The sequence below is a fragment of the Paenibacillus apiarius genome (genome assembly GCF_017052585.1).
GTDB classification, from domain to species: domain Bacteria; phylum Bacillota; class Bacilli; order Paenibacillales; family Paenibacillaceae; genus Paenibacillus_B; species Paenibacillus_B apiarius.
In genome coordinates, this window is the sequence record NZ_JAFFHZ010000001.1 from 743,030 (window position 1) to 764,309 (window position 21,280).

Here is a 21,280-nt window from a genome sequence, read left to right on the forward strand (position 1 = left end):
CTATCCCTCCCGATTCGCCTGTTTGGAACGTTTCGTCTTATTGAGCAGCCAACGGATCATGCCGGGAGCCGCAGCGAAGAAAATGATGATGCTAATGACCATCTTGATTACCTCACCCGGAACATCTGCGCCGAAGCTCATGCCTTGGGCGCCGTACATCAACGACCCGAACAGCGCCGCAGCCAGCATTACGCCCAATGCCCCGTTCATGCCGAGCAGCGCAACCGCAATGCCGTCGAAGCCCAGCCCCGATGTCGCGGAGGCAATCGCCATATATTTGAAGACGCCGAGCACTTCGAATGTCCCGACCATACCACCCAGCATGCCGGACAGGAAGAACGTGCGAATGACGACTCGCGACACATTCATTCCCGCATATCGGGCTGCATGATTGTTGTTCCCTACAGCGCGTATCTCATATCCCCACTTTGTCCGGTTCATATAGAAGTGGTAAGCGATTAACGCGACCACGGCCAGCGCGAAGCCCCAATGAATGCGCGCCCCGTCCAGCAGTTCGCTTAACCAGTTGATCTGAATGCTGGCCGATTCCTGGATGTTCTGCGAACGGGATGTTCCTTCTTCCGCCATGAACGCTTTGATGACCATATGGCTAAGGTACAGTGCCGTCCAGTTCAGCATGATGCAGGATATAACTTCATTAATGCCCCGCTTGGTCTTCAATACGGCGACCAAAGCGCCCCATAATCCGCCAAGCAGCGTCCCAGCAATAACAGCTGCAATCGCATGGATGATTGGAGGCAAAGAGAGCATATTGCCGACCATGAGAGCGCCGAGCGACCCCATTACGATCTGGCCGTCTACCCCGATGTTGAACATCCCGGCGCGGAATACAATGGCTACGGCAAGCCCGGTGAAGATAAGCGGCACAATCGCGCGCAGCGCCTCGGCCATATCGTAGGGGTTGCCGAAAATTTTATCCAGCATGGACTGATAGGCAAGCAGCGGGTTATATCCTCCGGCAATCATGACGACAGCGCCAAGCAGCAGTCCCAAGACGATCGATAATAACGAGATTTTGACGGATTCTCCAGCTAACAGCGCTTTGAGCTTGTTCATTCCCGCTCCCCTCCTTGATGCTTGCCCGCCATCAGCAGACCGAGCTCTTGATCCGATGTCGTCTCTGGTGTCGTCTCGCCGACGATCCTGCCGTTGAACATAACCAGAATCCGATCGGAAACGTTAATGATTTCATCCAGCTCGAACGACACGAGCAGAACCGCCTTTCCCTTATCGCGCTCGGCAATCAATTGCTTGTGCACGAACTCAATCGCCCCTACATCGAGGCCCCGCGTCGGCTGGGCCGCGACGAGCAGCTTGGGCTCTCTGGCGATTTCCCGCGCGATAATCACCTTCTGCTGGTTGCCGCCTGACATGGAACGAACCGGTGTATGAATGCCTGGCGTTCGGATGTCGAATTGCTCGACATACCGCTCCGCAACCGACGCTATCGCCTGCCGATCCAGCAGCCCTTTGTGGTTGAAGCGATCTTCATAATAAGACTTCAGCACCGCATTTTCGCTAACGTCGAAATCGAGCACGAGGCCATGCTTGTGGCGATCCTGCGGAATATACGAAATGCCCGCTTCGGACGCCGCGCGCGGCGAACCGTGTGTGACATCACGACCCTCAAGCCGAATCGAGCCAGACTCAACCGGCCGCATGCCGGTAATCGCTTCGACCAGCTCCGCTTGACCATTGCCATCCACGCCGGCGATGCCTACAATCTCGCCTGCGCGGATGGACAGAGAAATCCCGTCGACCGCCCGCTGCCCGTTCTCGGCTGATACGACGAGATCCGCAATGTCAAGCAGCGCCTCTTGCGGATTCGCCGGCCCCTTGTCGGTCTTGAATTGCACGCGGTGCCCGACCATCTTCTCCGCCAGCGTCTCCTGATTCGAGTCCGCCACCGTCACGGTTTCTATCATTTTTCCGCGGCGGATAATCGTGCACCGGTCGGCGACATCCATAATTTCCTTCAATTTATGCGTAATGAGCAGAATCGATTTCCCTTCATTCACGAGCCGCTTCATAATTTGAAGCAGCTCGGTGATTTCCTGCGGGGTAAGCACCGCGGTCGGTTCGTCGAAGATAATGATTTCCGCGCCCCGGTACAGTGTCTTCATAATTTCGACCCGCTGTTGCATGCCTACGGATATCGATTCAATCTTCGCTTCCGGATTGACATTCAGCCCGTATTGCGCAGACAAAGCGGAAATCCGGCTGGCGGCGCCCTTCAGGTCCGTGCCGAAGCCTCGCTTCGGTTCCATGCCAAGGATGATATTCTCCGTCACGGTAAACGGAGGAACCAACTTGAAATGCTGATGCACCATGCCGATACCGCACTCGATCGCTTTGTTCGGGCCATTCATCACGATGGGTTGTCCACCCAGTTCAATTGTCCCTTCATCTGGCTGGTACAAGCCGAACACAATATTCATTAGCGTGGATTTCCCCGCGCCGTTCTCTCCAAGCAGAGCATGAATTTCGCCTTTTCTTAGCTGCAGGCTGATTTGGTCGTTAGCAACGATGCCGGGAAAACGCTTCGTGATCCCTTTGAGCTCCAGCACGATTTCTCCGTTATGCATGGCGTTCCCCTCCGTAACGAGTTTCCCCGCCGCATACTGCAGGCGGGGAAACAATAAAATGGTTGATTACGTCGTTGGCACTTGAATTTTGCCTTCAATAATCTGTTGACGATATTGTTCGACCTTGTCGAGAATGTCTTGCGGCACGTTTTTGCTTGAAGTCGGCGCCACGTCTACCCCTTTTTCCTTCAAGCCCATATAAGTGATTTTGCCGTCAGGGAATTTCCCGTCAGCCAAATCCTTCGAGATTTGATATACGGCTTCATCCACTTTCTTAATCATCGACGTCAGCGTAATTTCATCTCCGAATTCAAGCGATTGATCCTTGTCGACGCCGATGACCCAGACCTGTTCACCGCGGGCTGCGCGCTCTTTCGCTTCATTGAATACGCCGTTGCCCGTCAAGCCGGATGCGTGGAAGATAATATCGACGCCCTCGTTATAAAGCGTGGAAGCTGCTGATTTCCCCATATCGACCCGGACGAACTGCCCGGTGTACAGCGGTTTGAATGTCGCATCCGGATTTACAGCCTTGATCCCTTCCCGGAATCCTGCCTCGAAACGCTTGATGACCGGAATCTCCATGCCGCCAACAAATCCGATTTTATTGGATTTCGTCATCAATCCAGCAATAACGCCCACTAAGAAGGCACCTTCATTTTCTTTGAACAAAACCGACGCTACGTTTGGAACCTCCACCCCTGCGTCAATGATGCCTAGCTTCGCATCCGGATTCTCGGAAGCGATCTGCTTTATTGCCGCATCGAGCGTTTCGGCCGTCGCCCACGTTAAGTCATATTTGTTCTTCACGAATTGGTTCAAGCTCGGAATGACCTCCGCGTCGTTCTTCGGCTCTAAATATTTCACTTCGTAGCCAAAATCCTTCTTCAGCTTCTGCAGGCCTTCCCATGCGCTTTGGTTGAACGACTTGTCGTTGACGCTTCCCATGTCGGTGACCATGCCGACCTTTAGCTTCTTGCCTCCGCTCTCTCCGGATGGCGCATCGCCGGATTGCACACCGCCAGATTCGGAGCCGCCAGACTTGCTTCCGCAGCCAGCCAAAGCAAACGAAAACAGCAAAATAGCGGATAATACGAGCAGCATTGATTTTTTCATGACCTTTTCCCCCTTGAGTGTCATTAATGTGTTGCTCATTTCTAACCCCTTTTGGACACTTCACTTCTATAGATAGAGCGCGTCACCTTACCTTGAGCAGCGGCAGAAAGCTGCTCCCGTGACCCGTGCTCGGGACGCCGAAGTTATCGGCCAGCGTCGCAGCCAAATCGGCAAAGGTGGAACGGATGCCTATGGAAGCGCCGCACTGTGCGAACCGCGGATTGTATAATAAAATCGGCACGTATTCACGCGTATGATCGGTGCCCGAATGAACCGGATCGTTCCCGTGATCCGCCGTAATGATGAGCAGATCACGCTCCCCGATGCGCTGCATCAACCCGGGAAGCGACTGATCGAACTCCTCGAGACAGCTCGCATAACCTGCAGGATCGCGCCGATGCCCATATAACGAATCAAAATCGACTAGATTCGTGAACAGCAAGCCGCGAAAACGGCTATCCAACTGCGCCAGTGTCATCTCGATGCCATGAGCGTTGCTCTTTGTCGGATAGGACTGCGTAATGCCGCTGCCCGAGAAAATATCGTTAATCTTGCCCACTGAGAGGACGTCATAGCCGTGCTCGGACAGATGATTGAGCAGCGTCTTCCCCGGCGGTGCAAGCGCATAGTCATGCCTGTTCGGGGTCCGGGTGAACTGCCCGGGGCTCCCGACGTAGGGTCTCGCTATAATCCGCCCGACGGCATATGGAGCTTCGAGCGTGAGCTCTCTGGCGATACGACAGGCGGCATACAGCTCTTCCAGCGGAATGATGTCCTCATGAGCCGCGATTTGAAATACGCTGTCCGCCGAGGTGTACACAATCCATGCCCCTGTGCGCATCTGCTCTTCCCCGTATTCGTCCAATACAGCCGTGCCGGAAGCCGGACGGTTGCAGATTACCTTCCGCCCGGTACGCTCTTCAAACAGGCGGATGAGCGGCTCAGGGAAGCCGGAAGGATACACTTGAAAAGGGATCGCCACATGCAAGCCCATCAGCTCCCAATGTCCCGTCATCGTATCCTTGCCGACCGACGTCTCCGCCATCTTGCCGTAGCAAGCCGATGGGGAAGGCACCGCTTCCATATGCGGCAGCGGGGCGATATTGCCGAGCCCGAGCTTCTGCAGATTCGGCAAGCGCATGGAAGGCACCCGCTCCGCAATATGACCGAGCGTGTGCGCACCTCGGTCTCCGAAGGCTTCCGCATCGGGCAGCTCCCCGATTCCCACGCTGTCCATAACGATGACACTTACTCTTTCAAACATTTGTAACCACTCCTCATCCATGTCCTTTTCTTGATGTGGCCGTTCTTGCCAAGACGTTCTATTGGATTAACTCGCCTCCGTCATGTAATATGTGGATAGAAGATAAATACAGTTCCGCGACAGGTTCTGCTGTCCGGCCATCCTGTCGGGATAGGAGGCACCCATGATTGATGATTTGCGCGATGTCTTCATGTTTCAAGATTTGACTGCTGCACAATGCGAAGCCATCATCCCCTTGCTGAAAGCTCGGAGCTATAAGAAGAGTCAGATACTGATTTATGAAGAAGATCAAGGCACAGACCTATATATTCTTCGTGAAGGACTGGTCAAGGTGTACCGCCTTCATCAAGACAAAGAAATTATTTTCAACTTTCAATTTCCAGGCGATGTCGTCGGAGAAATGGAAGCGATCGCAGACCATCAGCATCGCGTCGCCTCGATCGAGACAATGGAGCCTTCCCATTTCTGGGTCATCAGCCGACCCGATTTCCTGCGTGCGATGGACGAGCATCCTTCCATATTGCGCCGGGCGTATCAACGCATGCTCGATCATTTGCGCGTAATGAACCATAAAGTGCGCTACTTGTCCTATCTGGACGTCAGGCTGAAGGCAGCCAATTTGATTCTGGATTTGTACTACAATTTGGGAACTCTTCATGAATCCGCTTACAAAATTGAGTGTAAATTAACGCACCACCTGCTGGCCACTATGATCGGGGTTACACGCGAATCCATTTCCAAAGTGATGCGCGATTTCCATGAAGAAGGCATCTTGGTCATGCAGCAAAAATATATTTACATTACCGACTTGGAACGGCTGCAATCCATGTGCGACGACATGCAGGACGTTACGTCATCCCGCAAATGGCGTTCAGAATGCGGATCGGCATCAAAATTGCGTCAAATCTAGCTAGCCATGGGGTTTACCTTGATTATAAAGCTAAAATGAAAGCGTTTCAGTTAAATACCAATCATAAATTCGGTGAAATTGTTCACAGAATCCGGGGCGACTCTTTCACGGAAACAGGATTGAGATTCATGGTATCGTTAAGAATAGGCAGTAACCGCTTTCAATTAGGTCATGTTTAAAAGACTGTATTTTTTAGCATACTTTTCTAACTGCCTAATAATGAAGGTAAACGAATGGTTCACTATTAACGATGACATGGAGGGATTCAACGTGAGTGTTCACTTGGAAGCGAAAGCCGGAGACATTGCGCCCATCGTTTTGATGCCGGGAGATCCGTTGCGGGCGAAGTATATTGCAGAGACGTTCTTGACAGATTCCGTCTGTCATAACCAAGTCAGAGGCATGCTGGGGTATACCGGCACTTATAAAGGACAACCAGTGTCAGTGCAGGGATCTGGAATGGGGATTCCTTCATTTTCCATTTATGCTACGGAGCTCATTCAAGATTACGGCTGCAAGACGCTCATTCGCGTAGGCACGTGCGGTGCGATTCAACAAGACGTCAAGCTGCGCGACGTGCTGCTGGCACAAGCCGTATGCACGGACTCTTCCCTCAATCAGCATACGTTCCCGGGGTATGATTACTCGCCGATTGCGAGCTTCAGCCTGCTGCGGAGCGCCTATGAGATCGGTCTGGCAAAAGGATTGAACCTGCGCGTCGGCAACATTCTATCTTCTGATTTCTTCTACGGCGGCAATGAAGAAATGACGATGAAGCTGGGCCGGTATGGCGTGCTTGCGGTAGAGATGGAGGCAGCGGCGCTCTACACGCTGGCGGCAAAGCATCAGATTCAGGCACTTGCATTGCTGACTGTAAGCGATCATATTTTGACCGGAGAACAGACGACATCCCAGGAACGCCAGACCACCTTCAACGATATGATTGAAGTCGCTCTCGAAACCGCAATATCTCAATAAGGGTTATCCAAAAAAAAGGACCCTTTTTTGAGTACGCAGTGGCAGCAGCCGTGCCAAAGAGCCCTTGTCTCCGCACCCGCAGACAAGGGCTCTTTGTTATGTTACTTCATCCGCTCTATGCGCTGCGTCAACCGTGATTCCCACAGGCGCACCTTCTCCTGCTTAATTCGCTTCAACCGGCGCTCTGTCTCTTCATCCACCCGCAGCAAACGATGCAGATGGGCGGAGATGACCAGCAGAGCGAAGGCTGACCAGACAATGCCGAACCAGACTGCCGGCGTCAGGCCTTCCTTCAATGAAATGGTGGGCAGCACGACGAGCAGCATGGCCAGCACCAATGCAATATACACGGCATGCTTCCACCTGCGGCGCCCTCCAGAAGCCGAATTCATCCATTTATTCATCGTGTCTACGCTCCTTGCACTCGACACGGTGACGCCCTGCAGGCAGCCAGCCGTGTTCTTGTCCTATATTAGAGCGTATGCATGACATTCATGATTGATGACTGTTCTCCCTATTGATACAAATGACCCAGCGATTCGGAGACGATTTTGTTCACGTCTTGAATGATAAGCGCAAGGCGGCGTTCCGCGTCGAACAGACGGGCGATATCCGGATTCATGCTGATGACCTCGAACATTTTTTCCATCTTCTCCATCTCTTCCTGTTCCGGCATTTCCCCGGTCATCATCTTCTGCTGCATATCCATCTGGCGCGCGCGGAAATCGTCCAGCATGCGTTTGCTTTCCGCATCTCCTTCAATTGCTTTCATCGCTTCTTCGACAGCTTTTGCCTCCTCGCAGGCTTGCAAGGCACGTGCCAAATCATGAGCTTTGTCATATACATTCATTTCATCTCATCCTTTCGGAAAAAATACATTAGTCAGCATAACACAGTTCATTTTGCCGTTTCATTATCATTTATGACGTTTATCCGACAGCTAGAAGCACAAATGACTGGAACACGAAACACAATAAAAAGCCAATTGGGCATGTCTCTCCCCCCCTTTTCCTGATGCAGGTCAATCACCAAGGGAAATATGTCCTCATATGATGAATTAACGTATACGGTTTGCCTGTATTGACCCATGCGGGTATTACCGTATGAATGACTGCAAGTTGTTGTTGGAAGGAGATCCTTCATGTCTAAATCTAAAGTGACGCTCCAGGTGGTAAGCTCCGGCATCTTGCGAGAAGAAGTGCTCATGTTGGGCGAAGCTATCGTCAAACAATTGAAAATTCCCGTTAATCAGCCCCTTACCCTGCGTTTCGGCTCCTTCAAGCACCGTGTGTCGGTTGTACCGATTCCCCGCTTTGACGGGCTGCGAATGAATCATGCACTTGCACGCGGCATGGGACTCCTAACGGGCCACTCACTGAGAATCGTCTATAAGCCGTCCACTCAAACACTCTGTCTTGGCCCGCTCATCGGTGTGCTGATCAGCCGCGATCGCCCCGAGACCCCGGATAAACCGTTCGGGCAAATTACGATGTTCTGCAAGGAACTCGTAGACGCCTGCCAATCTCAAGGGGCATTGGTCTGTTTCTTTACTCCTGAACAAATTCAGGATCTGCACATCGAGCAAGCTTGGGTCTTTGCAAACGGAAGCTGGAAAAAGACAAACACGCCTGTTCCCGACGTAATCAACAACCGCTTGACTTCACGCAAACTGGAGAACAAACCTAGCGTACAGCATTTTATGAAAGAAGTAAAATCACGGTATCAGTCCCACATTTTCAATGAAAAATTTTTGGATAAAACCGAGGTATTCGATGCGCTGCAGCATGACGCGGAACTCGCCCGGTATTTGCCCGAATCGCATTTGTTGCGGAACTTCACGATGCTGAAGTCGATGTGTTCCCGTTACAATACGGTATTTCTCAAGCCCGCAAGAGGCAGTCTCGGGAAGGGCATCGTCCGCATAACCCGTATGCAGGAAAGCGGCTATTATCAGGCCATGTATTCCACCATCAGCGGCACGAAACGCCAACAATACGCCAGCCTGCTTAAGCTGTTTTCCAGTCTGTCGGGCAAAATGAAGAGCAATCGGTACCAAATTCAACAAGGGCTGACGTTAATCGATCATGGAAAACGCCCGGTTGACTTCCGCGCACTCGTACAGAAGAACGCCACGGGAAAATGGACGATCACCTCGATCGTCGCCCGCATCGCAAGCACCCAGCATTTCGTATCGAACCTGGCGCGCGGCGGCTCGCTCAGCACGGTGAAGGAAGCGGTCAACAAGGCGAACCTACCTTCCAACGTCAAGAACGACGTTCATGTCCGCCTGAAAAAAGCAGCTCTGGATATTGCGCGCGGCGTTGATACGCACATCCCCGCTCATTTCGGGGAATTGGGCATCGATCTTGCCGTGGATTCCTCTGGCAGAGTATGGCTTCTCGAAGTGAACTCCAAGCCTTCCAAAAATGACAATACGCCCCTGAATGACAATAAGATTCGGCCTTCCGTACGCAAGATAGTCGAGTATGCCCGTTTTCTTAGCGGCTTCTGAGGAGGTGGCATATATGAGTGAAGACCAGCCAAAGGAGTATGCGCTTGGCGTGCTAGAATTAGATTCGCAAGGTTCACCTCCATTTACCGAAGCGGCGTATTGCCGCAAGCTGTGCAAGATCGGCCGCAAGTACGGCGTGAGGGTCATTGTCTTCTCTCCGCGTTGGGTACATTGGCACGACCTTACCGTAAGCGGGTATGTCTACGGCGCACACGGATGGGCGCAACGCACTGTCCCATTGCCTTCACTCTTATATGACCGCTGCGCTTACTCCAACAGCAACCAATATCAAAGATCCCGGATAGCGATTGCCAGAATGATTCGTGATGCGAATGTCAGCTTGCTCGGTATCGGCTTGCGCGGAAAATGGGACGTATACCAATCATTATCCAAGGAACCGTCCTTGCTTGACATTTTGCCCCCCACCCGATTGTTTGCCGGAGCAGGCAGTTTAGCCGACCAGCTGAACGAGTACGGGGGAGATTTGTTTCTTAAACCCCATGGTGGAACACACGGCAAATCCACCATTCATGTACGCCGCCTGTTCAGCAATGATACGGCTGCCGGCAACGGGAGGGACGCTTCTTTCGTTGGAGCCTACTTGCAGCTTCGCGGCCGGGACGGACGCAATCGCCCTATCCATCGTACCTTTACGCATCCCGGTGAAGGATTGAAATGGATTGCCCGGTTCATCGGCAAGCGCAAATTTATAGTGCAGCCTTATTTAACCTTGGAGACGCAAGCAGGTGAGCCGTTCGATATACGTGTCCTGATGCAGAAAAATGAGAAGGGGCGTTGGAGCTTTACGGGGATGGCTGCCCGTGTCGGGCGGCAGCACAGCGTCACTTCAAACCTACATGGAGGCGGTCATGCCGTTCCGGTCGTTCCATTCTTGGAAAGCCAATTCGAACCAGAACACGTACAACGTCTCGCGCAGCAGCTTCACTCTTACAGCGATAGCATTCCACCGATTCTGGAAGCGCGCCACGGTCGCCTGACTGAGGTCGGTCTGGATTTCGGAATTGACCGTGAAGCCCGCCTATGGCTTCTTGAAGTCAACTCCAAGCCGGGCAGGTCGGTTTTCAGCCAGACGGGCGAGCAGCAAGCCGCCATAAAATCCGTGGAGAACCCCATATTGTATGCGCGCTATGTAATGGTTCGATATCTTAGGAGGGTTAGTCCATGAGTTTGACGGTATGCAACGTCCATTTGACGCCAAATTCTGAGAAGATCTTATACGTGTCCAACTCACTGTTGAAGCAGTTGAAGCTTGCCGGAAAAAAGTCCGTACGGCTCAGGTTGGGGAAAACCAGCATTCCCGCCACGGTCAAACCGATAAAAAAACCCGGCAAACATCTGTATGTTACGGCCGGCTTGCGAAGTTCGTTTCGAGTGCCTAAATCCGGCCTCGTCTATTTGCTGAATGAACACGAGGGTGACTTGCAGTTGGGCCCTCTAATCGGGGTCATGTCCGACACCTCTTCACGTTCAGTCACGAGCCCATTCGGCAGCCGCACCGGCTTTATTAAGCAAATTCTGCGCGCCGGCAACAAGAAGGCCTACGTGTTCGCCTTCAGTCCGCGCGACATCAATTGGCAGAACGACACGGTGCATGCTTTTTTCGTTACCGATTCAGGTGCGTGGGTGCGCAAGACGGTTCCGCTTCCGGATGTCGTATACAACCGCCTGCCCAGCCGCAGGGCGGAAACCTCAACGTCCATCAACGCGCTCCGCGAACGTTTTATAAAGAAGAAAATACCGTTTTTCAACTGGAGCTTTTTTAATAAATCCGACGTGTACGCTCTGTTGAAAGATGAATCGGATGCGAATCGGTACGTTCCCGAATCCATTATGAATCCGACACCCGACACCATCCGCGCCATGCTGGATCGGCATCAGTTCGTCTATTACAAACCATCCGCCGGCAGCTTGGGCATTGGCATTTACCGGCTCACTTATTTGCCGAAGAAAGGCTACTTCGCCAGATATACGAACAACGGCAAAAATGTGCTGCTGCGCTTTAAGCAGTTCTCGAGCTTAATCCGAATGCTTGAAGCAAGACATGGACGCTCCTTGCGGGGCTATGTCGTTCAGCAAGGGGTGCGCCTCATCGAAATCGACGGCTGTCCCATCGACTTCCGCTTCCACATGCATAAGAACGGGGAGGATAAATGGGTCGTCGTCGGGATTGGAGCCAAAAAGGCGGGGAGGGGCAGTGTGACCACGCATGTGAAGAACGGCGGGAGGCTCATGACGCCAGAGCAAGCGCTCCAGCGCGCGTTCGGCGCACGCGCAGAAGAGGTGTTGGATAATTCCAAGCAGGTCGCCATCGAATTGGCTGAAGCCATCGAACGCAATCACCCTCACTTATTGGGCGAACTCGGATTTGATTTAGGCATTGACCGAGATGAGCAGGTGTGGATGTTTGAGGCCAATGCGAAGCCGGGGCGCTCGATATTCAAGCATCCCTCATTAAAAAGCGAAGGACAATCGTCGATTGAGCACATTTTAGAACACTGCCTGTACCTGAGCAAATTTCGCAGGGGGGAATCGACGTGAGCACTTTGGATCAAGAGCAGCTTCCGATAGTAGCCATCCTAACGATAGATGATGACAAAGAAAAATTCCGCGGCAACCGGGACAATTTTATCGATATTTTGCGAACTGGCAAAGAACTTGGATTTATCGTATATATTGTAACGGCCAAAGATTTAAAGCTGCATGCACGGCGAGTAATTGGATATTCCTATCATTTCGAGAAAGAGGCATGGCAGCAGGAGTGGTTCCCGCTGCCTCAAGTGGTATATAACCGCATCCCGCATCGAGAGGATGAGAACCTGCCTTCCGTCAGCAGCAAAATCGAAGAAATTATCGCCCACCCGACCATTCGCATGTTCAACCCCTATTTCTTTAACAAATGGCATTTGTTCGAGTGGCTGAAAAAGTCACGCACCACCCGCAAGTACATTCCTTCCACAAAGCGGTTGAAGACATCCGTTTCTTTGGGCAAAATGCTGCATAAACATCCTTACCTCTATTTAAAGCCTGAGACGGGCAAAGCCGGAGTAGGCATCATGACGCTCCGTGTCAATCATACGAAAGCTTTGAAATTCCGCTTGCAGATACAAGATAAAAGGAAAAGCACCTCCTATAAATGCGCCACCATCTCCAAGTTATGGACCCGAATTCGCAAGCAAGCGGGGCACTATGATTACATCGTGCAGCAGGGCATTCCGCTTGCGACGATCAATCGCCGCCCTTTCGATCTGCGGGTATTGGTACAGAAGAACAGCAAAGGGCAGTGGGATATTACCGGTGTCGGCGCGCGGATAGCCGGTTCCACGAGCATTACGACACACGTGCCGCGCGGAGGAAGCATCGACGACCCAGAGAAGCTGCTCACAACCATATTCGGAGCGGAGCAATCGAGACGAATATTCGTACGGGCCAAAAATACCGCGCTTGTCATCGCGCGCCAAGTCGAACGCGGCTCCGGATTTACGCTGGGTGAAATGTCGATGGACTTGGGCGTAGACGCAGGCGGCGGCATCTGGTTCTTCGAAGCGAATGCCAAACCGATGAAATTTGATGAACCTCATATTCGCAAACGCTCGCTGGAGCGCATTTTTCAATACAGCACATTCCTCGCGAAACCAAGCGGATAACGAGAGGAAGGTGAACACGCTTGGCTCAACCGGTTCTTGGTATAATGACCCTTTACTTGAACGAACACAAACAGCTCGAAGAACGGCCCATTTATCAGAAGATGATTGCAGCGGGCAAAAAAATGGGGCTTGACGTATATGTATTCACGCCGCAGGACGTCGATGACCAACAGCACCGCATTTATGCGCTGTGCTATCATCCCGAGACCGGCCGATGGTCGCGAAAATGGTCCCGGTTTCCGAATATGATTTTTGACCGCTGCCGTATCCAAAAGAGCTACCGCTTTGAACAGTTGAAGCGATTTCGCAGCAAGTACAATCATCTGCTGTTCCTGAATCGGCCGCTGCGCAACAAATGGACGATTTATCAGGTGCTCTCCACGGTGTCCAGCGTCAGGAAGCACCTTCCCATCACTCGATTGTACACATCTTTGCAGGATGTACAGCTCTTGCTGAAGCAATTCCCTCTCGTGTTTTTGAAGCCGATAAATGGGACGGGTGGGCGCGGCATTTTGCGCATAGAGCGCATCCGCTCCAATACCCAGACCATATACGTGCAAGGACGCGACCATCAACGCCGCATCATCCGTCCCCAGAAGATGACGTTGTCCCAATTGTCAGCCAAATTATCATCTTGGAACGCCAAGGAGCGCTATTTGGTCCAACAGGGCATCTCCCTCAACCTTCCAAGCGGCAGAGTGCACGATTACCGCATGCTCGTGCAGAAGAATGGCTCCGGCAAGTGGGCGGTGACAGGCTGTGCCGGACGCGTGGGTGCGATAAAGAGCATTACGTCCAATCTGCACGGCGGCGGGGAAGCGGTTCGCATGGATGAACTGCTGCGTCAATGGATTGGCAAAAAAGACCGGATGGAAGAGGTCAAAAAAGAGGCAGAAGCGGCAAGCTTGGAGATCGCCCAATTCCTCGAGCAGAAATACGGAGCCTTGTGCGAGCTCGCGCTCGACTTGGCCATCGATCGCAGCGGGCATGTATGGCTGCTTGAAGTGAATCCAAAGCCGGCCCGAGAAGTATTCATCCGCGCTGGAGACCGGGAAACATATCGTCTGGCCATTACACGGCCGTTGGAGTATGCTTCCTGGCTCTATAAGCAGAAGAACGATCGAGCCAATCTCGCCAGTCTGCATGCTGACGACACTCATGCCGAGGAGGAAGCAGCAAATGACGTAATCGAGGAGGAGAATGTTGAATCCTCCTCAAGCTCTGTCTGATTCATGTTGGCGGAAGGCGCAGCCCATCGTGCGGGCTGCGCCTTCTCTTGCATAGCTTTGTAATTATCGAGCGGAAGTTCGGTACAGCTCCAGCAGTTCCTCGAATTGTTGCATGAAGAAGTCGGAGCCTTGCAGCTCTTCCTCTCTTCCGAAACCGGCATATTGGCAGCCGATGACGGTCAGTTCATTCCCTTTGCCTGCTTCCACATCCGAGGAGCGGTCACCGACCATCCAAGCGGAAGCGATATGATGTTCCTCCAGCAGCAGACGGACGAGCTCTACTTTCGTAGCGGTTCGTCTTCCGCCCGCGCTGTAAATTCCCGTAAATAATTCCGTTAAGCCATGCGCGTCTGCCACGCCTTGGACATAATCCTCCAGGCCGTTGCTCGCCACGAACAGCTTTACGCCCGCTTTATGAAGCTCCGCCAATGTCTCGCGGACTTGCGGATACAGTTCCGAGTGACCTTCCGTCAAGCCGGCAAGCTCGTATTCCAGCAACAAATCATCCGCACGCTGTCTTGCTTCATCGCTGGCATCCGGCATAACCCGCTTCCAGATCGTCTCGAGCAGCATGCCAAGAGAGCTTAGAATCAACTCCTCCGGCGGTGTGGGACCCTCGAACAGCCCTTCGCTTCGCAATTGATCGAACAAGCGGTGATACGCTGGGATAAGCAGCGTTTCCGTCCGGAACAGCGTTCCGTCCATATCGAAAATCATCGCCTCCGGCCGCGGCAGCGATTGGCCGAAGCGAGATGCAGCTGTGGAAGTTGTCATGAAATAGCCTCCGTCTTTTTATGTTATTCAATGAGTCAATGAGACCAATATAACATACTTCACACGGAAACTGGAGGATGAGAGCGATAAATATTGTAAACTTTATGTAAGTATGCGCCATGGAAATGGACTCCTTTTTCCGTTAACATGGAACTTGAAGCTATATCATATGAATCGCAACGCCACACAACATGTCACACGGAGGAGATTAGGTTGGAACAAGCCATAGTTATTGGCGCCGGTCCGTGCGGACTGTCTGCAGCCATCGAGTTACAACGGATAGGGCTTAAACCTTTAGTTATTGAAAAGCACTGCCTGGTCCATTCCATTTACCGCTATCCTACACATCTGCAGTTCTTCAGCACTCCGGAACTGCTTGAAATCGGGAGCGTTCCGTTCACAACGCCGCATGACAAGCCGTTTCGCCATGAGGCGCTAGTCTATTACCGCAAGGTAGCGGAACAATATCAGCTGCGTGTCTGTTCCTACGAGGAAGCAACCCATATTCAGAAAGAGGATGATGGGACATTCAAGCTGCATACGAAGCTGCGAAACGGCTCGGCGTTAACCCGCCAAGCGCGCTTCGTCGTTATCGCAACCGGATATTTTGATCATCCGAATCTGCTGGGGATTCCGGGTGAAAGCTTGCCGCACGTCACGCATTACTTTCAGGAAGCCCATCCGTATGCAGGGATGAATGTCATCATTATCGGGGGCAACAATTCAGCCGTTGACGCCTCGCTTGAACTATTGCGGGCAGGGGCCAACGTCACTGTCGTATATCGCGGCCATGAGCTGTCCGACAATATTAAACCGTGGGTTCGCCCGATTTTCGAAAGCATGATCGCCAAGGACCGCATACATATGCGTTTCTCCTCGCAGGTCGTAAGCATCGAGCAGGATCAGGTGCATATTCAAGATTCTGCAGGAAACGTAGACCATGTCACCTGCGATTTCGTGCTTGCCTTGACAGGCTTCCGTCCCGATCGCAAGCTGTTGACGGAAAGCGGCGTCGAGTTGCAAGACGATCGCGAGAAGCCCGTGTTCCACGAGAACACGATGGAGACGAATGTTCCCGGTTTATATGTCGCTGGAGTTATCGCTTCGGGGCGCAACGCGAACGAAGTATTTATCGAGACCGGAAGGCACCACGGCCGTCTAATCGCGGAACATATCGACGCAACGTTGGGACAATAAAACTGCTGTGTCTGTCCTGTTGTCAATTCTGGCCGCTGTCCAAGTTCACTGAGCCAAGAACCATGGCACACCTGACCCCTTTCATACCCAAAAAGGCGCCTCCCCTAGGGAGCGCCTTTACTATCTAAATTGCAAGCGTGCAGCAATGTTAATACGTTACAATACCGGGACCTTGCCGTTCATCGCTGCTTCCCGTTCTTTGAAGTCTACGCCTTTGTAGTACATTTCAGCGACGAGCAGGTTCGGTCCGCAGCAGGACGCTTGCGGACAGTAGCAATCCACTGTCTTGCAGAGCGGATGCTCATGCAGCCATGAATTGAATATATCGTCCAGCTTCGTGCCGTGAATGTTGCCAAAAGCAGGGATATCCGCAAAGTCGGTCACGAACACGTCCCCTGTAAAGAGATTGACGTTCAGTCGGTTGCGTCCGTCAGGGTCATTGCGCAGCGTCACCATCGGCTCCGATTTCAACCGGTTCAGCAGTTCCTGATCTTCTCTGTTGCTATTGCAGGAATAAAACGGCAATGTACCGAAGAGCATCCACATTTCCTTGTTGCGCGTATCCAAGAGACGATGAATCGATTGACGCAGATCCGATATTGGAAGCATCGGCAAATGCTCTGCGAAGGAGCTCGGATACATAGGATGAACCTCGTGGCGTTTGCAGCCCATTTCGTCAATCAGGCGGTGAATCTCGTTCATCTTGTCATGCGTCCGATAATTAACCATTGATTCAGCGGATATATACATGCCCGCTTCGCTCAGGCGGCGCGTATTCTCGATCATGTGCTCATACAGCCGGGCAGCCACGCCAGATTTAACTTCATGGCTCGTGTGCGTGAACCCGACCGCATGGAAATCCTCCATGCACGTATAGTTGAAGGAAATGTGCATGACGTCCAAATACGGCGCAATCCACTCATATCGGCGCATATCCAGCGTCAAGTTGGAGTTGATCTGGGAACGAATGCCGCGCTCGCGAGCATACTTGAGAATCGGGACGATATACTCTTTCACCGTCTTCTCATGGAACATCGGTTCACCGCCGGTAATGCTGATCGTCTCCAAATGCTCCACCTCATCCAGACGCTTCAGCATGAGATCAAGAGGCAGCTTCGGAGGCTCAATCATCGTGAGCGTATGTCCGACGGCACAGTGCTCACACCGCATATTGCATACATTCGCCACGGTCATCTCGACGCTGGTCAGCACATGACGGCCATAGGTTTGCATGGAGCGTATCGGATCCCATGGATCATAGTATGGGGAAATTTCCGGAAGCCCGCCCGCGGTGCGCTCCTGATTTACATTCGTTTCCTTCTCCACTTGCAGCTGTTTCATCTTTTATTCCACCTAACTTTCTAGTTGCCTCTTCATGTCAACTGTTCATTCTGCAATCTCTGGCCATGATTCACCGATGTTTGTCATTCATTCAAGCCGCATTGCGCTCCGACTTGCTCCGGAACATTCTCGGCGCCCACCAATTCAACTTACCCATCAGCTTCATCAGAGCCGGTACTAGAAACACACGAATGAGTGTCGCGTCCAGCAGCACGGATGTGGCCAAACCAAGTCCAATCGCCTTCATCATCTCGTTATCGGTAAATATGAACGCACCGACAACGACAATCAAGATAAATGCAGCACTCGTAATAATGCTGCCCGTCTTCTTCAAGCCTTCTGCCGTGCTATGTTCATTATTTTTGGTCCGGTCATATTCTTCCGCAATCCGCGAGAGCAAAAACACCTCGTAATCCATAGATATGCCGAATACGACGCAAAAAATGATGACCGGCAGCATCGCCACCACCATACCTGTAGAAGTGACTTGGAACAAGTCGGCCAAGTGCCCGTGCTGGAACACAAGCACTACGATGCCCAGGCTCGCCCCCAAGCTCAGTATGTTCATGAGCACCGCCTTCAATGGCAGCAGAACAGAGCGGAAGGCAATGAACAGAACGAAGTAGGTCACAAGCAGTATGAATCCGACGACGTACGGCAGGGCGTTCGTAATCCGGTCGATAATGTCCAATTGAACGGCCGGCCCGCCTGTAACATATTTCTCGTTCACGCCACTCCCCAGGTCCAATGCGCGCAGCTGACGGACTAGCTCGAAGGCTTCATCTCCGTCAGGCTGGACATCAGGGATGACCTGCATAATGATGAGCCGGTCTTTCACCAAGTGACTGCCTTCCAATTGCGCGCGCAGCCGTTCATTCTGCAGCGCTCCAGCCTTTGCTTCCGCCGTAGGGAGCTGGGCCAGCGCCGACACATAACTGTCTACACGGCGCACCCCTTCCACTTGGCGGATGCGGTCGGCCCATTTCTCTGCTGCTTGAATGGCAGCTAGCTCTGTGTAAGGCTTGTCTGCCAGCAGCACCAGTTGAACCGGGTTCAATTCGTGAGGATCATAGACCTCATTCATTAAGTCAGCGCCATATCTGGACTCGTATTTCGGCGGCAGCACCTCGGCATCCGGTATGCCAATCCTCATGCCTCCTACTGGCCAGGCGCACGCCATGAGGATAGCGCACAACAATAGTACGATTGCTATCGGCCGCTTCATGACTCCATGAGCAATCTTGCTCCAGAACCTGCTCTCTTCTCCGCCTGCGCTTCGCCGAAAACGCCGGGGAATGACCGGATAACGGTTAATTTTCTCACCGAATACCCCCAAAAGCGATAATAGCAGCGTATTGCCCACGATAACGGACATCGACACGACCATAACTCCGCCCAAGCTTAGCGAACGGAATAGGGACAAGTCGATAAATGCCATCGCGACCAACCCAATCAACACCGCAACACCCGAGAAGAAGATAGATTGCCCCGCCCTCTGTGCTGTCATTGCCACCGCTTGCTCTATCGAAGGCTGACTGCGCAGCTCCTCGCGGAAACGGCTGACCATGAACAAGGCGTAATCGATTCCCACAGCCAATCCCAGCATTGTAACGACATTCGGCAGGAAATTGCTTAGCGAGTCAGTCGACAGCGCAATAAAGTACAGTAATCCAAGTGTCACCGTGACGCTGAACAAGCCGACAATGAGCGGCAGCAGCCCGGCCAACAAGGTGCCGAACACGATGAGCAGCACAACGAGCGCGATCGGCAAGCCGATCATTTCCGACTTCACGATATCGCGCTTGCTCGCCTCCTGCATATCATAATAGACGGGAGTAGCGCCGCTGGCGTATATATTCATGCTTGGAATATCAGGGATAAGCTTGCGGATGTCCGGATATTGCTCCAAAGCATCGTTCGTATCCATATTGAAGATAACGTTCACCGAGGTGACGTCCTGACGATTCCCGATTCTGCCGTCTTGACGAATGTGCAGGTCCGTTACGTACGGCTGTTCTTGCAGCTTAGACAAGGACTGCCCGATTGACTGCTTTGCCTGATCCGTCAGCAGCGAAGAACCGTCTTTGCTTTCATAGACAATGTCCATCATCGTAGCTGAAATTCCCATCTCATCGCGCAGCACATTCAATCCGTTGTCGGATTCACTCCCAGCGGGAGTAAATCCATTGTCTTTGAGCATGGATGGCACTTGAAAAGCAAAGAAGGCCATAGCCAAAAATAGGACCGCCCACACGCTCCACACCCAATGCCGCCAACGGTACATCAGCTTGCCCCAATGCCAAAACAGACCGTGCTTATCTGTTTCCCGCACTACTTGTTCCCCCTGCTTATGTAATAGAGGTTATCGAAAAAATACCCTTTCGAACACGCGTTAACATGAACTCTAAGTCTCATTGTAAGCTTCGCGGGAACAAGGGTCAATTTTTTGCAGAACGATTATTTCTCGGTATCCGATCCTACAATCATCAAATGCAAGCTTTCAGCTAAATTAAGTTCTCGCGGAGCAGACAAGCGGTTGCCTTCGGAATCGTTCAATATGCGTACGACGGGGCGCTGCGGACAGTGCGCATTGATGGAAGCGACAACACCGGTTTCCCCGTTGCTTAATATGATGGGCATGCCTATCGGGTACACGGCAATTCGATCCCGGAACAAAGCAAGCATCGATTGATCATACAGAGTTCCCGAGCCCGTGTACAGAATCTCCAGCGCTTCGTGGGGCAGCATCGCTTGACGATAGACGCGGTGCGTCGTCATCGCATCATAGGAGTCGGTAATCCCAATCCACTTGGCGTATTCATGGATGTCCGGCGAGGTAATGCCCCGCGGATAGCCGCAGCCATTCAATCGTTCATGATGCTGATAAGCGCAATGAGCAGCCAAAAGCGGAATGCTCGGTTCATCCTTAAGGATGCGGTAGCCCAATACGGTATGCCGCTTAATATGATCGAATTCGGAAGCGGTCAGCTTGCCGGGCTTGGTCAATATTTGGAGGTCAATCTGCGTTTTTCCGATATCATGAAGAAGCGCCCCCATGCTCAACGTCTTCAATGCCTCTCGATCATAGCCGAAGTTCATGCCGAGCAGCATAGTATAGACACATACATTAAGCGAATGCCGAAACAAATAATGGTCGGTCGTTTGAATATCATTCAGCATGACCATCGCTTCTTCATGATTGGAAAGGTCGTCAATAATGGCATCCAGCACATGTACAAATGCGCCATTCATCGGCCGGAATACAGGGCGTTTGCGCGAGTTCTTATCGTTGATAAGCTGCTTGAACTGTTGCCGAATCGTCTTATTGGCCATTCGGCGCGTATCCTCGCTCAATAAATTCGGGGCTTCGATGCCTTCGGTCAACTCGTCTTCGATATAAACGTAGGATATTCCCATCGCCAGCAATCGTTGAATGAAGGGTTCGTTCAGTTCGACGTGCTCTTCCAGCAGGACAAAGCCTTCTTCATTAAATATTTTTTTTGCTAAACGCATGCCTGGCCGGCACGCTTGAACTGGTACCCATCGCACACAGAGTCAACCCCTGATGTCATGTTATTTACATTTTCGAAATGTATCCGTAAGCTTGTCATAATTCTATTTTATAATAACATATGTCAGATATTTAAAGTAACATAGAATGCATCCAAAATTTATAGTTATGGAAGTT

At 52.0% G+C, this 21,280-nt stretch carries 18 protein-coding genes; 8 read left to right on the forward strand and 10 right to left on the reverse strand.

Features of this window, described 5'->3' with window-relative positions; all coding sequences use genetic code 11:
* The 4 genes from JSQ80_RS03480 to deoB all read right to left on the reverse strand — a co-directional run bounded on the left by JSQ80_RS03480 (window position 1) and on the right by deoB (window position 4,986).
* Window positions 1-1,077, reverse strand: a complete 1,077-nt coding sequence (locus JSQ80_RS03480; protein ID WP_087435217.1) for an ABC transporter permease — start codon at window positions 1,075-1,077, stop codon at window positions 1-3.
* Window positions 1,074-2,606: an ABC transporter ATP-binding protein gene (locus tag JSQ80_RS03485; RefSeq protein WP_206094354.1), complete on the reverse strand. Its 1,533-nt coding sequence runs from the start codon at window positions 2,604-2,606 to the stop codon at window positions 1,074-1,076. The genes JSQ80_RS03480 and JSQ80_RS03485 overlap by 4 nt, the downstream gene beginning before the upstream one ends.
* Window positions 2,607-2,672: 66 nt before the next feature.
* Window positions 2,673-3,722: a BMP family lipoprotein gene (locus JSQ80_RS03490; protein WP_087435219.1), complete on the reverse strand. Its 1,050-nt coding sequence runs from the start codon at window positions 3,720-3,722 to the stop codon at window positions 2,673-2,675.
* An 82-nt stretch (window positions 3,723-3,804) separates the two neighbouring features.
* Window positions 3,805-4,986 carry a phosphopentomutase gene (gene deoB, locus JSQ80_RS03495; RefSeq protein WP_206094355.1) on the reverse strand — a complete coding sequence of 394 codons (1,182 nt, stop codon included), beginning with the start codon at window positions 4,984-4,986 and terminating at the stop codon, window positions 3,805-3,807.
* Window positions 4,987-5,149: 163 nt separating this feature from the next.
* Here deoB and JSQ80_RS03500 point away from each other — a divergent pair, with 163 nt between their 5' ends.
* On the forward strand, window positions 5,150-5,896 hold the full coding sequence (locus tag JSQ80_RS03500) for a Crp/Fnr family transcriptional regulator (RefSeq protein ID WP_206094356.1): 747 nt from the start codon (window positions 5,150-5,152) through the stop codon (window positions 5,894-5,896).
* A gap of 270 nt (window positions 5,897-6,166) precedes the next feature.
* Entirely contained in the window at window positions 6,167-6,874 is a 708-nt protein-coding gene (gene deoD / locus JSQ80_RS03505) for a purine-nucleoside phosphorylase (RefSeq protein ID WP_206094357.1), read from the forward strand.
* A gap of 101 nt (window positions 6,875-6,975) precedes the next feature.
* Here deoD and JSQ80_RS03510 read toward each other — a convergent pair whose 3' ends face one another.
* Window positions 6,976-7,278, reverse strand: coding sequence for a hypothetical protein (locus JSQ80_RS03510; RefSeq protein ID WP_087435223.1), 303 nt, complete (start codon window positions 7,276-7,278; stop codon window positions 6,976-6,978).
* Between the two features lie 110 nt (window positions 7,279-7,388).
* Window positions 7,389-7,724: a YlbF family regulator gene (locus JSQ80_RS03515; protein WP_087435224.1), complete on the reverse strand. Its 336-nt coding sequence runs from the start codon at window positions 7,722-7,724 to the stop codon at window positions 7,389-7,391.
* A 291-nt stretch (window positions 7,725-8,015) separates the two neighbouring features.
* Between JSQ80_RS03515 and JSQ80_RS03520 the strand changes: the two genes are divergently transcribed.
* The 5 genes from JSQ80_RS03520 to JSQ80_RS03540 are packed head-to-tail and all read left to right on the forward strand — an operon-like array spanning window position 8,016 to window position 14,280.
* Window positions 8,016-9,386, forward strand: a complete 1,371-nt coding sequence (locus JSQ80_RS03520; RefSeq protein WP_206094358.1) for a YheC/YheD family endospore coat-associated protein — start codon at window positions 8,016-8,018, stop codon at window positions 9,384-9,386.
* 13 nt (window positions 9,387-9,399) lie between these two features.
* Window positions 9,400-10,572: a YheC/YheD family endospore coat-associated protein gene (locus JSQ80_RS03525; protein ID WP_206094359.1), complete on the forward strand. Its 1,173-nt coding sequence runs from the start codon at window positions 9,400-9,402 to the stop codon at window positions 10,570-10,572.
* Window positions 10,569-11,945: a YheC/YheD family endospore coat-associated protein gene (locus tag JSQ80_RS03530; protein WP_087435227.1), complete on the forward strand. Its 1,377-nt coding sequence runs from the start codon at window positions 10,569-10,571 to the stop codon at window positions 11,943-11,945. Before JSQ80_RS03525 ends, JSQ80_RS03530 begins: the two co-directional genes overlap by 4 nt.
* Complete coding sequence (locus JSQ80_RS03535; protein WP_206094360.1) at window positions 11,942-13,051, forward strand: YheC/YheD family protein; 1,110 nt, start codon at window positions 11,942-11,944, stop codon at window positions 13,049-13,051. The genes JSQ80_RS03530 and JSQ80_RS03535 overlap by 4 nt, the downstream gene beginning before the upstream one ends.
* A gap of 20 nt (window positions 13,052-13,071) precedes the next feature.
* Entirely contained in the window at window positions 13,072-14,280 is a 1,209-nt protein-coding gene (locus tag JSQ80_RS03540; RefSeq protein ID WP_206094361.1) for a YheC/YheD family endospore coat-associated protein, read from the forward strand.
* A 63-nt stretch (window positions 14,281-14,343) separates the two neighbouring features.
* On the opposite strand, the gene JSQ80_RS03545 is transcribed toward JSQ80_RS03540, so the two are convergent.
* A complete protein-coding gene (locus JSQ80_RS03545; RefSeq protein WP_206094362.1) occupies window positions 14,344-15,054 on the reverse strand; it encodes an HAD family hydrolase in 711 nt (236 codons plus the stop codon).
* Between the two features lie 213 nt (window positions 15,055-15,267).
* Here JSQ80_RS03545 and JSQ80_RS03550 point away from each other — a divergent pair, with 213 nt between their 5' ends.
* The gene (locus tag JSQ80_RS03550) at window positions 15,268-16,251 is read left to right on the forward strand and encodes a YpdA family putative bacillithiol disulfide reductase (protein ID WP_206094363.1); all 984 of its coding nucleotides are present in this window, start codon (window positions 15,268-15,270) and stop codon (window positions 16,249-16,251) included.
* Between the two features lie 156 nt (window positions 16,252-16,407).
* Here the strand turns inward: JSQ80_RS03550 and yfkAB are convergent, their stop codons facing one another.
* The 3 genes from yfkAB to JSQ80_RS03565 all read right to left on the reverse strand — a co-directional run bounded on the left by yfkAB (window position 16,408) and on the right by JSQ80_RS03565 (window position 21,141).
* Complete coding sequence (gene yfkAB / locus JSQ80_RS03555) at window positions 16,408-17,592, reverse strand: radical SAM/CxCxxxxC motif protein YfkAB (RefSeq protein ID WP_206094364.1); 1,185 nt, start codon at window positions 17,590-17,592, stop codon at window positions 16,408-16,410.
* Between the two features lie 91 nt (window positions 17,593-17,683).
* Window positions 17,684-19,924, reverse strand: coding sequence for an MMPL family transporter (locus JSQ80_RS03560; RefSeq protein ID WP_087435233.1), 2,241 nt, complete (start codon window positions 19,922-19,924; stop codon window positions 17,684-17,686).
* Between the two features lie 125 nt (window positions 19,925-20,049).
* A complete protein-coding gene (locus JSQ80_RS03565; RefSeq protein WP_206094365.1) occupies window positions 20,050-21,141 on the reverse strand; it encodes an HD domain-containing phosphohydrolase in 1,092 nt (363 codons plus the stop codon).
* Window positions 21,142-21,280: the final 139 nt, after the last annotated feature.